The organism is Bordetella sp. FB-8, from assembly GCF_000382185.1.
Taxonomy (GTDB): domain Bacteria; phylum Pseudomonadota; class Gammaproteobacteria; order Burkholderiales; family Burkholderiaceae_B; genus Bordetella.
In genome coordinates this window covers 3,939,957-3,953,066 of sequence record NZ_KB907784.1, presented here as the reverse complement: position 1 = coordinate 3,953,066, position 13,110 = coordinate 3,939,957, and the positions used below count along the sequence as shown (strand labels likewise).

Annotated in this window: 15 protein-coding genes; 10 read left to right on the top strand and 5 right to left on the bottom strand. The window is 62.4% G+C overall.

The features are described from left to right. Window positions 1-8: 8 nt before the first annotated feature. Together H143_RS22250 and H143_RS0118935 are read left to right on the top strand one after the other, a co-directional pair. A protein-coding gene (locus tag H143_RS22250) for an IS5 family transposase (RefSeq protein WP_196801332.1) occupies window positions 9-766 on the top strand; the annotation gives its coding sequence in 2 pieces (ribosomal slippage) (window positions 9-330 and window positions 330-766; 759 coding nt in all). Between the two features lie 72 nt (window positions 767-838). Beyond that, a complete protein-coding gene (locus H143_RS0118935) occupies window positions 839-1,702 on the top strand; it encodes an SMP-30/gluconolactonase/LRE family protein (RefSeq protein ID WP_019939841.1) in 864 nt (287 codons plus the stop codon). 201 nt (window positions 1,703-1,903) lie between these two features. Here H143_RS0118935 and H143_RS0118930 read toward each other — a convergent pair whose 3' ends face one another. After that, window positions 1,904-2,335: a carboxymuconolactone decarboxylase family protein gene (locus H143_RS0118930; protein ID WP_019939840.1), complete on the bottom strand. Its 432-nt coding sequence runs from the start codon at window positions 2,333-2,335 to the stop codon at window positions 1,904-1,906. 21 nt (window positions 2,336-2,356) lie between these two features. Then, complete coding sequence (locus H143_RS0118925) at window positions 2,357-2,788, bottom strand: GNAT family N-acetyltransferase (protein WP_019939839.1); 432 nt, start codon at window positions 2,786-2,788, stop codon at window positions 2,357-2,359. A gap of 96 nt (window positions 2,789-2,884) precedes the next feature. Here H143_RS0118925 and H143_RS0118920 point away from each other — a divergent pair, with 96 nt between their 5' ends. Then, on the top strand, window positions 2,885-4,300 hold the full coding sequence (locus tag H143_RS0118920; RefSeq protein WP_019939838.1) for a PLP-dependent aminotransferase family protein: 1,416 nt from the start codon (window positions 2,885-2,887) through the stop codon (window positions 4,298-4,300). A 157-nt stretch (window positions 4,301-4,457) separates the two neighbouring features. On the opposite strand, the gene H143_RS22620 is transcribed toward H143_RS0118920, so the two are convergent. After that, the gene (locus H143_RS22620; RefSeq protein WP_019939837.1) at window positions 4,458-4,616 is read right to left on the bottom strand and encodes a hypothetical protein; all 159 of its coding nucleotides are present in this window, start codon (window positions 4,614-4,616) and stop codon (window positions 4,458-4,460) included. 116 nt (window positions 4,617-4,732) lie between these two features. On the opposite strand from H143_RS22620, the gene H143_RS0118910 reads away from it, so the two are divergent. Then, a complete protein-coding gene (locus tag H143_RS0118910; protein ID WP_026350242.1) occupies window positions 4,733-5,059 on the top strand; it encodes a hypothetical protein in 327 nt (108 codons plus the stop codon). Between the two features lie 243 nt (window positions 5,060-5,302). On the opposite strand, the gene H143_RS0118905 is transcribed toward H143_RS0118910, so the two are convergent. After that, window positions 5,303-5,692 carry an MAPEG family protein gene (locus H143_RS0118905; RefSeq protein ID WP_019939835.1) on the bottom strand — a complete coding sequence of 130 codons (390 nt, stop codon included), beginning with the start codon at window positions 5,690-5,692 and terminating at the stop codon, window positions 5,303-5,305. Window positions 5,693-6,089: 397 nt separating this feature from the next. Between H143_RS0118905 and H143_RS0118900 the strand changes: the two genes are divergently transcribed. From H143_RS0118900 to H143_RS0118875, 6 genes are all read left to right on the top strand, one after another. After that, window positions 6,090-6,878 (top strand): TonB family protein, encoded by a 789-nt coding sequence (locus tag H143_RS0118900; protein WP_019939834.1) that lies wholly within the window; start codon window positions 6,090-6,092, stop codon window positions 6,876-6,878. Between the two features lie 4 nt (window positions 6,879-6,882). Then, entirely contained in the window at window positions 6,883-7,638 is a 756-nt protein-coding gene (locus H143_RS0118895; RefSeq protein WP_019939833.1) for a MotA/TolQ/ExbB proton channel family protein, read from the top strand. A gap of 3 nt (window positions 7,639-7,641) precedes the next feature. Beyond that, a complete protein-coding gene (locus H143_RS0118890) occupies window positions 7,642-8,079 on the top strand; it encodes a biopolymer transporter ExbD (protein WP_019939832.1) in 438 nt (145 codons plus the stop codon). A gap of 43 nt (window positions 8,080-8,122) precedes the next feature. Beyond that, window positions 8,123-8,794 (top strand): response regulator transcription factor, encoded by a 672-nt coding sequence (locus tag H143_RS0118885; RefSeq protein ID WP_019939831.1) that lies wholly within the window; start codon window positions 8,123-8,125, stop codon window positions 8,792-8,794. 160 nt (window positions 8,795-8,954) lie between these two features. Continuing rightward, window positions 8,955-9,980 carry a HAMP domain-containing sensor histidine kinase gene (locus tag H143_RS0118880; protein WP_051094518.1) on the top strand — a complete coding sequence of 342 codons (1,026 nt, stop codon included), beginning with the start codon at window positions 8,955-8,957 and terminating at the stop codon, window positions 9,978-9,980. Next, a complete protein-coding gene (locus tag H143_RS0118875) occupies window positions 9,977-11,860 on the top strand; it encodes a potassium transporter Kup (protein ID WP_019939829.1) in 1,884 nt (627 codons plus the stop codon). Before H143_RS0118880 ends, H143_RS0118875 begins: the two co-directional genes overlap by 4 nt. 280 nt (window positions 11,861-12,140) lie before the next feature. Here the strand turns inward: H143_RS0118875 and H143_RS0118870 are convergent, their stop codons facing one another. Next, window positions 12,141-13,031, bottom strand: coding sequence for a LysR family transcriptional regulator (locus tag H143_RS0118870; protein ID WP_026350239.1), 891 nt, complete (start codon window positions 13,029-13,031; stop codon window positions 12,141-12,143). Window positions 13,032-13,110: the final 79 nt, after the last annotated feature.

Sequence of the window (13,110 nt, the reverse complement as noted above, 5' to 3'; positions counted from 1 at the left end):
TCGGCCGTATGTCGAGACGATATGCATTGCGAGATGATCAGTGGGAGCGGATTGAAGGTTTGCTGCCTGGGCGAGCGGGCCATGCTGGCGTGACCGCGCGAGACAATCGCCTATTCGTAGAGGCGGTGCTGTATCGCTATCGCGCAGGTATACCCTGGCGGGATTTGCCGGAGCGCTTCGGGGATTTCCGCGTCGTGCATCTGAGGCACATGCGTTGGAGCCGTAGCGGCGTGTGGCGGCGCGTGTTTGAGGCGCTGGCACAGGATGCGGACAACGAGTACGCGATGATAGATGCCACGATTGTGCGAGCCCACCAGCATGGCACAGGCGGAAAAGGGGGGCTCAGGCGCAAGCCATCGGACGCAGCCGAGGGGGGCTGAGCACAAAGATTCATGCCACGGTCGATGCGCTGGGCAACCCAACGCGTTTTCACCTGACGCCGGGGCAGGCCTCGGATTTGGAAGGGGCCGATGCCCTGTTGCCGCATACGCAAGGGGAAACAGTGATGGCCGACAAAGCCTATGACGCGCAGCAGCGCGTGATCGAACCCCTGTTACGCGCTGGAAAGTCCGTCGTCATCCCCTCTCTACGCACACGCAAGCAGCAGCGAGACTATGACCGGCACTTGTACAAGGCGCGTCACCTGATCGAGAACTTCTTCGCCCGCCTCAAGCAGTACCGCGCCATCGCCACGCGCTACGATAAAACCCGCACCGCGTTCCTTGGCGCCATTCATCTCGCCGCTGCCGTCATTTGGCTCAATTGATGACAGACCCTAGTTCAACGGCTGCTTTTGCAGTAGAAGCGCTGCTCCGACCCACCCCACACTGAGTAGATTATGTTTGAAATTATTGTAAAGTCCGAGGACCTTCTCGGCGAATGTCCAATCTGGTGCCCACGGACCCACCGACTTTTCTGGACCAACATTATGGGAAATGAGCTACTGGCTTACGAACCTCGAACCGGAACCAGCCAGCGGTGGCCCATGCCAGAGCGCTTGGGGTCCTTTGCACTCACCGCGCGGCAGGAAGTGTTGTTACTGGGATTGGAATCTCGGTTGTCTTTTTTTGATATGACAACGGGTGCGCTCACGGAGATCGGCGTATCACCCGGCAACCCCGACACACGGATTAACGACGGGCGGTGCGATCGCGCGGGCAACTTCGTCTTCGGCACCATGCACGAAGGCGAGCCGCAAGAGCGGGTGGGGGCATTTTATCGTCTCAATGCCCAAACGCTGACAATCGAGTCTCTGGCGCTGCCCGGTGTTGCCATCCCAAACTGCATTTGCTTTAGTCCTGACGGTACGACGATGTACTACTGCGACTCACTGCAGCCCCACATTTTTTGCTGCGACTATCCCTCCCTCGAGCATCAGCGAATATTTTCGAATGTCGTCGGCGATGGCGCGCCCGACGGCGCCTGTGTCGATGCCGATGGCTTCGTGTGGAATGCTGAGTGGGGTGGCGGCAGAGTCGTTCGGTACAACCCTGATGGCCGCGTGGATCGTGTCATGTCGGCGCCGGCGAAACAGACCACGTGTCCCGTGATCGGCGGCCCTTCCGGCGACATGCTGTTCTGTACCAGCGCAAGAGTGGACCTCTCCACCCCCATTGATGCAGACGGCGCCTTGCTTGCGATTTGCGTGCCAGGTCTAAGGGGGATACCCGAGTCCTGTTTTGTCGGCCAGCCAGCGTCTTGAGGGACTGGATCTGGATAAATCTACCTGGACAGAACTCGAACAGTAAGTCCAAGGTCATATGGATCTGGCCGACTTCATGGCCAATGTCAAGGCGCGAAGTAGGGCACTTCGCGCTTCGTAAATGAAATTGCGATGCCGTTGAAAAATGTGAGGGCCGAACCATGACATCTCTCATACGCGGCCAAACAGCATGTCAGCGCCTCATTGGCGCATGCCGATGGCCAATCGATTGAACGCGCTCATCAGCGCGATGACGAAGGTCAGATCCGAGATCTCGGCGTCGCTGAAGTGCGCTTTCAGGGACTCGTAGGCATCGTCCGGGGCATGCGTCTGGTCGACGTGCGCGAGAGACTCGGCCCAATGCAGGGCGGCGCGCTCGCGTTCGGAGAAGTGCGCGCTGACGCGCCAGCCGGCCACGCTGTCGATCTTGGCGTCGGGCACGCCGCCTTCCCGGGACGACTTGGCATGCATCTCCAGACAGAAGGCGCAGCCGTTGATCTGGGAAACGCGCAGGTTGACCAGTTCGATCAGCTCCTTGCCCAGGCTGCTGTAGTCCAGCGCCTTATTGGTCGCGATCAGGCCCGCATAAGCTTGCGGCGAGAGTTTCGAATATTCCAGTCTGAGTGTCTTCATTTCATTGCTCCATATGAGTTTCTAAAGCGCCTGGGAAAAATGCAGCCCCTTGGACAGCAGCCCCTGGCGAAAATAAAAGCGCTGCGCGAGCGAGTTGGCCAGGCCCGTATCCAGGATCAGGTAAGCCCCCCCGAGCTGCCGGGCCTGCTCGCGCACCGCGTCGATCATCTGTCGGCCAAGGCCACGGCTGCGGGCCTGGGGGGCCACCACCAGGTCGTCGATGTAGACGAAGCGCCCATAGATCAGGTTCTCCTGAAGCCGGTAACCGGCCAGCGATACGGCCTGTTCGCCGTCCCAGGCTGCCAACAGGCGGTAGGCCTGGGCAGACTGGCGCTCGACCTGTTCGTGAAACGCCTGTGCGCTTGCCAAGTGCGGGCGCAACTCCCGCATGAGGTCGAAGCAGGCCGCGCAGGTCTGAGAGTCTTCCACGTGCCGCAGACGGATGGGTGCCATCGCCGTTTCCTTGATTTGCTTTGCCTGACTGTCAATGTATCGAATGGATGGAACAGGTAATAGGTGCAAGAATCGAGAAAACGAGTAGGACATGACATGGACATCCGAACCCTGAAACCGCGGCGGCGGTCGACGACCCCGATCTATCTGCAGCTATATCAGCGATTTCGCGATGCCATTGCCGAAGGCCGGCTGTCTCCCGGCGACCGGGTGCCCGCCGTCAGAAGCCTGGCCAGCGAATTGAACCTGGCGCGGGGCACGGTGGAATCGGCCTACCAGATCCTGGTCAGCGAGGGTTATCTCGTTGCGCGCGGTCCTGCCGGAACGGTGGTATCGCCGCACCTGGACGGGCGCCATGGATTCGACGCGCCGCGCACGCGGGCCAGCGCGCCGCGCCCGGCCGGCATCGCGAAGACGCCGCCGCGGCCGTTCCAGCTCGGCTTGCCCGCCCTGGACGCCTTTCCTCGCAAAACCTGGGTGCGCCTGGCGGGCCGCAGGCTGCGCGGCATGGGGGACGCGGACATGGACTACCAGGCGCCCGGCGGATACCTGCCCTTGCGCAGGGCCATCGCCGCCTACCTGGGCGTCTCGCGCGGCATCGCCTGCGCGCCGGAGCAAGTGTTCGTCACTACAGGATACCTGGATAGCTTGAATTTGATACGCCACACCGTGCTGTCCGCCGGGGACAAAGGGTGGTTCGAAGATCCCGGCTATCCCTTCGCGCGGCGGTTCCTGGAGCGGGCGGGCATGCGGCTTGTGCCGGTGCCCGTCGACGAAGAAGGCCTGTGCGTGCAGGCGGGTCGAAGACTATCGAAAAATGCCCGCTTTGCCGTGGTGACGCCGACCCATCAAAGCCCGCTGGGTGTGGCGCTTTCCTTGCCGCGGCGCCTGGCCTTGCTGGAATGGGCTCGGGAGAATCAGTCCTGGATCATCGAGGACGATTACGACAGCGAATTCCGTTATCACGGGCGCCCGCTTCCGCCGCTGAAAAGCCTGGATCGGTACGGCCGAGTGCTCTACGCGGGCACCTTCAGCAAAGTGCTGTACCCCGGCCTGCGGCTTGCCTATCTCGTTGTGCCCGAGGATTGCGTGCCGACATTCGAGGCTACGGTTTCGCTGCTGCGCATGGACAGCCCGGCGCTGCAGCAGGCCACGGTGGCCGATTTCATGGAGCAAGGGCATTTCTCGCGACACCTCAAGAAGATGCGGGCGCTGTATGGCGAGCGCCGGGGCTATCTTGTCGCCGCCTTGGAGCAGGCCTTCGGAGATGCGTTGCGGATACCCGATAGAGCCGGGGGGCTGCATGTGCTGGGGTATTGGAAGGGCGAGCAAAGCGATAGCGCCGTGGCGCAAGCGGCGAATGCGCAGGGGCTTGCGATACATGCCTTGAGCACGTGGAAGATGAAGGGGCTGGCCGATCAGGGTTTGCTGCTGGGGTTTGCCAATCTGGGGAGCGCGCAAGCGGCGCGTGGCGCGGTGCGGCGCCTTTTGCAGACGATGAAGAACGCTTGAAAGGTCAGGCCGTGAATCGCCGTTGTCTGGACGAAACCCAACACTTGGCCATTATTTCGTGAGCGTACGGCCAAGGCCGACTTGCATTAAATCCGGATCTGGCTCAAGCGTTAATTGATCTCGTTGATGTTGAAGGCGGAGGGATCGAACGTCTGCCCTACCAGCCCATCGCACGCAAGATTGCGACGTGCATTGTGGGCAACGTCATGCGGCTTGGGATGACAATGATGCGATAGATGTCGGGCGTGACGTGACGCAACTCGATGCTCAAAATTTGTGCCGTGTTCTGCAGCAGGAAAACCTTTGCGTAGGCCATAGGCTCGATTATCGGTTCAGGAGCGGCGTTACGATGCGCTCGAGCATTGCCGCGCAACTCGTAGCGATTATGCTAGCCGCTCAGGTTGAAATAGAAAATTGATGCTGGAGAAAATAATGGGCCAAGCGAAGAATCGAGGCACGCAAGATCAGCGAATCGCTCAAGCTAGGGCAAAAATTGATGCATTGCGCCCGGCAAAGATGGTGTGCGGTGCATGCAAAACGTCATTCACCGACTTTGGCCTGATTGATGCCCGCGGCATGCCCGGCATCCATGCAGCATTTGGTGGTGTCTGCCCGTCATGCGGTGAGACCGTGCTTGCGTTCAGTGGCGAGAAGGATGCGGTCGCGAACGCCATGATTGCCTGGCAAGATGCAATGGGTGCTCAAGGAAAGCTTGGAATGCAGTCGCGTGATGGCGCTCATAAGTCTTTCGAAAACTAGGGAAGTACGGCACCTCCCGGATAGGTGATCGGCTATTCACAAAATGCTTCTTACGACCAGGAGCCGCCGCTGGCGGTAACAAGAAGCAGGCACTCAACGTTTTAGCTGGGGCGACCCCTGCGGTATGGCACTTGGGCCGAGCATGCCAAGAGGGTGATGCGGCCGGAGCGGCCCAGGTGCCGCCTCTGTTGGGGGGGCGCATCGAGCGAAGGGTTGGGCGGCGATGCGCGCAGACAGCGGCAGTTACACGAAGAACTGCGCGATGCTGCAAGCCAGGCCGAGAGACCAGAGGACTGATCTGGGGTTGGCCCGGTCGGTAACGTATGCCCAGATGAAACCGATGCGCAGGACGATGAAGGCTGCCGCGAGCGCATTGACGGTGTACTGGGCTGCGTGGTGATGCTGAGCCACCAGGACGCCGGCGATGAAGAGTGGCAAGGCCTCAAAGCTATTGAGTTGGGCCGCGTGAGCACGAGCCTGCCAGCCCTGAAGACCAGCAAGCCACTCTCGCGGATTATGGTTGTCGAAGCCGCCTTCGCGACGCGGTTTGCTAAAGCCCCGTGACTTGGCGATACCCGCGCAGACGATAGGAAGCAAGCAGGCAACTAGGATGCAGATTTCCGCGAGGGTCATGGGTGGCGAGAATGGAGTGTGAGAGAGGTGGCTATGGAACGGAATGCGGCGAAGGTGAGTTGCGCCGCCTAACGCAAAGGTGACCGGCGTTCCGGTGACAGGTGAACGAAAAAAGCAGCAAGGGGCGTACAGCTTAGCGCTCCGGCACGAATGCTGCGCGTAAATGCAGTACCAAATTCAGCCATAAAACCCGCTGCCCCATCCTGTGATGCGCGCCAGACAGTTGCCGGATCCGGTCCGTGAGCGAATTCGTTACAAACATGATCACCTGCGCACCGGGGACGCCGCGGTGCAAGCTGGCTCTTCATATAATTACGAATAATTCGTATTTAGATTATTATGCGGATATATCAATGCGTCGGTCCGGCCGGGTTCTGCGCAAATCCCCTGCAATTTCATGTTCTCGCTGACGCGTACTTCCGACCCTTCTGCCTTTCGAATGCCCGTGCGGCTGCGCATCGGGGCGGGCGCGCTGGTGCTGGCGCTGCATGCGGCCGTAGCTGCCTTCATCGTGCAGGGTACGCACACAGCTCCTATCGCTGCCCAAAACGCGTCGGCCATGATGGTGAGCGTGATCGATGCGCCCGCGCCGCAGCAGGCGCCGGTCCAGCGCCAACCGCAGCCACCGGCTTCTGTCGCCGCTTTGCCGGTCGCGCCGCCTCCCGAATCCGCGCCTCGGATTCAAGCCGATCCTCCCCCCGAGTCCCCGCCGACCGTGCATCCGTCGCCGCTGGCGCCGCTGCTCAAGCAAAAACCCACGCCACAGTCAAAACCGCGCCCCAAGCCTGAGTCCGCAACGCGTTCTGCGTCGCAAGAGACCACACCTGCCGCGCTCGCGCCACCGGTCGCGGGCGCACCCCAAGGCCAGCAGCAGGCCAGCCAGGCGCCGCGCCAGGACCCCCCCGTCCTGGTGACCAGCATCCAATACGACGGGTCCCGGCCCATCCCGGTCTATCCCAGGCTATCGCGCCTGCATGACGAGACGGGCCGGGTTGTCGTGCTGGTGCGCATCAGTGCCCAAGGCAAGGTGGATGGCGCGCGCATCGACACATCCTCGGGCCATGTACGCCTGGACGACGCGGCCTTGGACGCGGCCCGCCGGGCGCGCTTCAAGCCGTTTACGCGCAACGGCGTGGCCCTGCCGGCCCTGGCCAGGCTGCCCTACGATTTTCAAATGAAGGACTGAACCCATGAATCCGACTCCTGCACCGTCCACGGGCGTGCTGCATTTCCTGAGCCAAAGCGATGCTGTCGGCCAGGCTCTTTTTTTCATTCTGGTGATCATGTCGCTGGTGACCTGGTACCTGATGGTGGTCAAGTCGGTGAGCCATGTCCGCATGCGCGGCCGCGCCAAGGCGTTTCTCAGCACTTTCTGGAATTCCAGTTCGCTGGAGCAGGTGCAGAACGAGATCGTCACACACGGCGCGCGCGATCCCTATTCGCACTTGGCCAGCCATGCGATCCACGCCGCGGATCATCATGCCAAGTTCGGCCCCACCAAGCTGGAAGAGGCGGGAGGCAACGGCGAGTTCGTCACGCGCACCATGCGCAAGGTCATCGACGAAGAAACCGCCAAACTCGAAAACGGCCTGACCGTCCTCGCGTCGGTGGGTTCCACCGCGCCTTTCGTGGGCCTGTTCGGCACGGTATGGGGGGTGTATCACGCGCTGGTTGGGATCGGCATGTCCGAAGGCATGACGATCAACCAGGTGGCCGGTCCGGTGGGCGAGGCGCTCATCATGACCGGCCTGGGCCTGGCCGTGGCCATTCCCGCCGTGCTCGGCTACAACGCATTCGTGCGCTATAACCGTGTGTTCCTGTCGCGGCTGGACGCCTTCGCTCACGATCTGTTCGCTTTCCTGACGACCGGCCACCAAGTTGAGCTTTCCGAGAGCAAGGTGCGCGCCATGCGCCGCCTGCGCGTCGAAACAGGCGGAGACAAGTGAGCCATGGCCTTCGGCAGCTTCGACAGCAAGGGGGCGGGCGGACACACCGTCTCCGAAATCAATATGGTGCCACTCATCGATGTGATGCTGGTGCTGCTGGTGATCTTCATCATCACGGCGCCGCTTCTGGCGCATTCGATCCGCATTGATCTGCCGCAGGTCAGCGCCACGCAGGCCCGTGAGGATCCCAAGGCGATCGACCTGGCCATCCAGGGCGACGGCACCCTGTTCTGGAACGGTCAGCCGGTGACCACGGAAAGCCTGGGAGACCGTTTCGCGGCCTCGGCTCAGGACAAGCCGCAGCCGGAGATCCATATCCGTGCCGATCAGGACACGCGCTACCAGTTGCTGGCGCAGGTCATGGGCGCCGCGCGCCGGGCGGGCATGGGAAAAATAGGCTTCATCACCACGCCACAACCCCAGCCGGCGGCGGGTAAGTAACGTTCTGTATACGCCCAGGATCGGATCGCGCTAGAATCGAACAATGCGAGTTCTAGTTATCGAAGACGACACCACCCTGGGCCATGCGCTGCAGGAATTCCTGTCCGACCAGGGTTATGCCGTTGACTGGCTGACCGAGGGCGACAAAGTCCAGGGGGCCATGGTCGGCCAGTCCTATGAGCTGATCCTGCTCGACCTGAATCTGCCGGGCATGGGGGGGCTGGACGTTCTGCGCCAGTTGCGCCAGGACGGCAACCAGGTTCCCGTGCTCATCCTGACCGCGCGCGACGGCCTGGACGACCGCGTGGCAGGCCTGGATGCGGGGGCCGACGACTACGTCACCAAGCCCTTCGACCTGCCCGAGCTTGCTGCCCGGGTGCGTGCCCTGGCGCGCCGCCGTTCGGGCCAGGCGCAGCCCATGATCGAAGTCGGTCCGCTGGTGTTCGACACTGTCGGCCGTGAAGTGCGCGTCAGCGGCCAGCGCCTTGCCCTGTCCGTGCGCGAACTGTCCGTACTGGAAATGCTCATGGCGCGCGTCGGCCGCGTGGTCACCAAGCGCCAGATCGTCAATTCGCTTTCGGCCTGGGATGCCGATTTCAGCGAGAACGCCGTCGAAGTCTACGTCTACCGCCTGCGCAAACGCTTGGAAGGCACGGGCGCCAGCATCCAGACCGTGCGCGGCTTCGGCTATTTGCTGGACGTGGAGTCGGCGTAAGCGCCGCGCCTGCCCGATCTGGCAGGCGTGTCGACTGCGCGACGAACGCAGCCATATGTCCGACAGTCCTGCTCTCAAGAAACCCCCCGCGGCTTCTTCCTGGCGCGCCGCCTGGCACCTGCCGTCGGGGTCTCTGGCGCGGCTTCTGATCTCGGGGCTGATGCCCCCGCTCATGGTGCTGGTGCTGCTCGATATTGCGGTTACCTGGGTCATCACCCACAAGTTCGACATGACGGTCTGGATGCTGGAGGATTTCTTCTGGCTGATCGTTGCAGGACAAGTGCTGCTCATCCTGCTGTTTGCCGGCGTCGTGGTCCATGGCGTGCGCTCGGGCTTGCGCTCGGTCAATCACCTGGCCGAGCAGATACGGCAACGCTCCATCGAAGACATGCAGCCCATGGTGGTGGCCAATCTGCCTTCCGAGATCGCGCCGCTTGTTACGCACATCAACGATCTGCTCGAGCGGCTGGATTCGTCGCTTTCGGCGCAACGCCGCTTCATCGGCCATGCCGCGCATCAGTTGCGCACCCCGTTGGCCGGGCTGAAGCTCGAATCCGAACTGATGCTGGCCAGGCCCTTGCCCGACGACGTGCGCACCCGGGCCGAGCGCATCAAGGTCGTCAGCGATCGTATGATCCGGCTGGGCCAGCAGTTGCTGGTGCTGGCCCGCTCCAACCCGGATGCCCAGCCGAGGGATAATTTCGTGCGCCTGGACCTGTGCGAATGGGTGCGCGCAAGCGGCGCCGAATGGGTTCCGCGCGCGCTGTCCGCGCAGGTCGAGCTGAACCTGATCGCCCCGGATGCACCGGTGGACATCGACGGCAATCCACTGCTGCTGGATGAACTGCTGGGCAACCTCATCGACAACGCCCTGCGCTATGGCAAGAAGCCGGGGCGCATTACCCTGACCGTGGGCGCGAATCCGCCGTCCCTGACGATCGAGGACGACGGCCCGGGCGTTCCGCCCGACGAGCGCGACCGGGTCTTCGAGGCGTTCTACCGTTCGCCCAGCGCCGCGGCCGGCGGCTCGGGCTTGGGCCTGGCCATCGTCCGGGAGATTGCCAATGCGCACGGGGCCTGGTGCAAGCTGACCAGCCGCCCCGAATATCCCGGCACCCGTCTGGCAGTTGTTTTTCCCGGCCCTCGCAAGGGTACTCAATTATCACGTCACGAGCGACACGCATGAGCGAATCACCCACGAGCAGCCATTCCTCTTCGCGCAAGGCCCTGATGCTAGGCGCGCTGGGCGTGGTGTACGGCGATATCGGTACCAGCCCGCTGTATACCCTCAAGGTTTCCCTGGACGAATTCAAGCATGTCGATGCCAGTCATGTGCTGGGGATACTGTCCCTGCTCTTCTGGCTGCTGATGGTGGTGGTGTCGTTCAAGTACGTCATGCTCATCATGCGCGCCGACAACCGCGGCGAGGGCGGCACGCTGGCCTTGCTGGAATTGGCTGTGCGCGGGGTGCAGGGCCACAAGCGCGTGGTGCTGGTGGTCCTGGGCATCTTTGGCGCGGCCCTTTTCTACGGCGACAGCATGATTACGCCGGCGATCTCGGTAATTTCGGCCATCGAGGGCATGGGCATCGTGTCGCACAGTTTCGATGCCTGGGTCGTGCCGATCTCGCTGGTGGTGCTCATCGTGCTTTTTGCGTTTCAATCGCGCGGCACGGCCTCGGTGGGCAAGCTATTCGGCCCCATCATGTGCCTGTGGTTCTTGACGCTGGCTGTGATGGGTCTTTGGCAGATCTGGCTGCATCCGGTCGTGCTGCACGCGCTCAATCCGGTGGAGGCCGCGCGCTTCGTACTGTTGCGTCCGGTGGCCAGTTTCGTGCTGCTGGGAGCGGTGGTGCTCGCGCTGACAGGCGCCGAGGCGCTGTACGCCGATATGGGCCATTTCGGCCGGCCGCCCATACGCACGGCCTGGTTCTGGATAGTGCTGCCCTCGCTGGTGATCAACTATTTTGGCCAGGGCGCGCTGTTGCTGGGCAATCCCGCGGCGCTGGAGAATCCTTTTTTCTTGATGGTGCCGAGCTGGGGGCTGCTGCCGCTGGTGGTCCTGTCTGGCATAGCCACCGTGATCGCCTCACAGGCCGTGATCTCGGGCGCCTTTTCCATGACGCGCCAGGCGGTGCAGCTGGGTTTCTGGCCGCGCATGAAGATCCTGCACACATCGGCCGCGGAAATGGGGCAGATCTATCTGCCGCAGGTCAATGCCCTGCTGCTGGTGGCGGTGATCGTGCTGGTGATCGCGTTTCGCACGTCGGACAATTTGGCCGCGGCCTATGGGTTCGCGGTGACCGGAACCATGCTCTGCACCAGTGTGCTGGCTTTCATGGTGCTGCCGCGCGGTACACGGGGCGGCAAGCGGGCGGCCTGGATCGCGGTGCTCACCGTGCTGCTGGTGATAGACCTGCTGCTGTTTTCGGCCAATGTGCTCAAGATCCACGAGGGCGGCTGGCTGCCGCTGGCCGTAGGTATCGCTGTCTTCATCCTCATGACGACGTGGCGGCAGGGACGCCGGCTGCTGGCCGAGATGCAGGCGCGTGATCGCCAGCCGCTCAAGGATTTCATGACCCAGCTCGAGGAGTTCCCGCCGGCGCGGGTACACGGAACGGCGATTTTCATGACCATGAGTTCGGGTTTCGTGCCGCCGGCGCTTTTGCACAACCTCAAGCACAACAAGGTGCTGCATGAACAGGTGCTGTTTCTGACCATCAAGGTGGCCGACGTGCCTTTCGTATCGGCTGAAGAGCGCTTCCATGTCGAACGTGTCAGCCATTCCAGCTGGCAGGTCACCGTGCATTACGGTTTCAAGGAAGACTTGGACGTGCCCGAGGCGTTGCGCGAGGTGGGCGAGGCCTATCCCGAGCTCGATCTCGAACCCATGCGCACGTCGTATTACCTGTCGCGACAGACGGTGGTGGGGGGCAAGCGTCCGGTCATGTCGCGCTGGCGCCGGGCGATTTTCGCCTTCATGGCGCGCAACGGCACACGCAGCACGATGTTCTTCAAGATACCGCCCAACCGGGTGGTGGAAATGGGGATGCAGATCGAGTTGTGAAGTTGCTGTTACTGGATTGTTTGAGTTCTTGAGCCGTTTGCGGGGTATCCGGTGGAGTCCTCCCGGACCGATTCGCTCGGCTCGGGCGCATACAGGCGCCCTGGGTCCGCTGGACGCGGGCTGCCCTCGCCCTAAAGGTCCGGGAGGGCCCCACCGAATACCCCGCAGACTCATGGCATAGCACGCTTGCGTCGGCGTCGACAGCTTCTGAATTTGCGATGCTGCGGGTCCGGCAAGCCTGGACGTTTTAAGAGCCACGCAAACATCACATCGCCAGCCGTCAGCCTTTGATGAAATCGACGAAGGCTCGCAGCGGCGCCGGCAGGTGCCTGCGCCCGGGGTAGTAGAGGAAAGGCCCCGGAAAGCTTTGCCACCAGGGTTCGAGCAGCGGCACCAACTGGCCGCTGTCTAAATGCGGGCGCAGCATGTCTTCCCAGAGATTGACAATGCCCACCGAGTCCAGGGCGGCGCGCACCAGCATCGTGATGGCCAGCCCGGGTCTTACCAACAGGGGGCCGGGCGGCGGGTCCAGATGGATAATTTCCCCATCGCATTCGAAATGCCAGAGCGGTTTGGCGCCGCCCGAGAATTGTCCGCGCAGGCAGGCATGGGTCAGCAGGTCTTGAGGATGCTCGGGGCGGCCATGCGCGGCAAGATAGTCCGGCGAGGCGGCCACCGCGAAACGCTGGATGCGCGGTCCGATCGGCACCGCGATCATGTCCTGTTCCAGGCGCTCGTCGTAGCGGATGCCCGCGTCGCAGCCGATTTCGAGTAGGTTGACGAAGCTGTCTTCGGCCAGTACTTCGATGTGGATGCCGGGGTAGGCCTTGATGAATCGCGACAGGATGGACGGCAGGATGGTCTGCGTGGCGTGGGCCGGCACGTTCAGCCGCAGGGTGCCTATCGGTTTATCGCGAAATCCGTTGAGCACGTCCAGCGCCGCCTCTATCTCGCCAAAGAGCGGAGCCAGCCGCTCCAACAGGCGCCGGCCTGCCTCGGTCGGCGTGACGCTGCGCGTGGTGCGGTTGAGAAGGCGCATGCCGAGCCGCCCTTCCAGACGCTGCACGGCCGTGCTCAGGCTCGACGCCGAGACGCCGCCCGCGCGCGCCGCGTCGCGAAAGCCGCTGGCCCGGGCTACCGCGACGAAGGCGGTGAGATCGTTCATGTCCATGTTCGATATTTCGTACAAGCTGTTTGCATCTGACTAGGTTATCAAACAGAGGCGTGCCGTTCATACTTCACGCCGTACT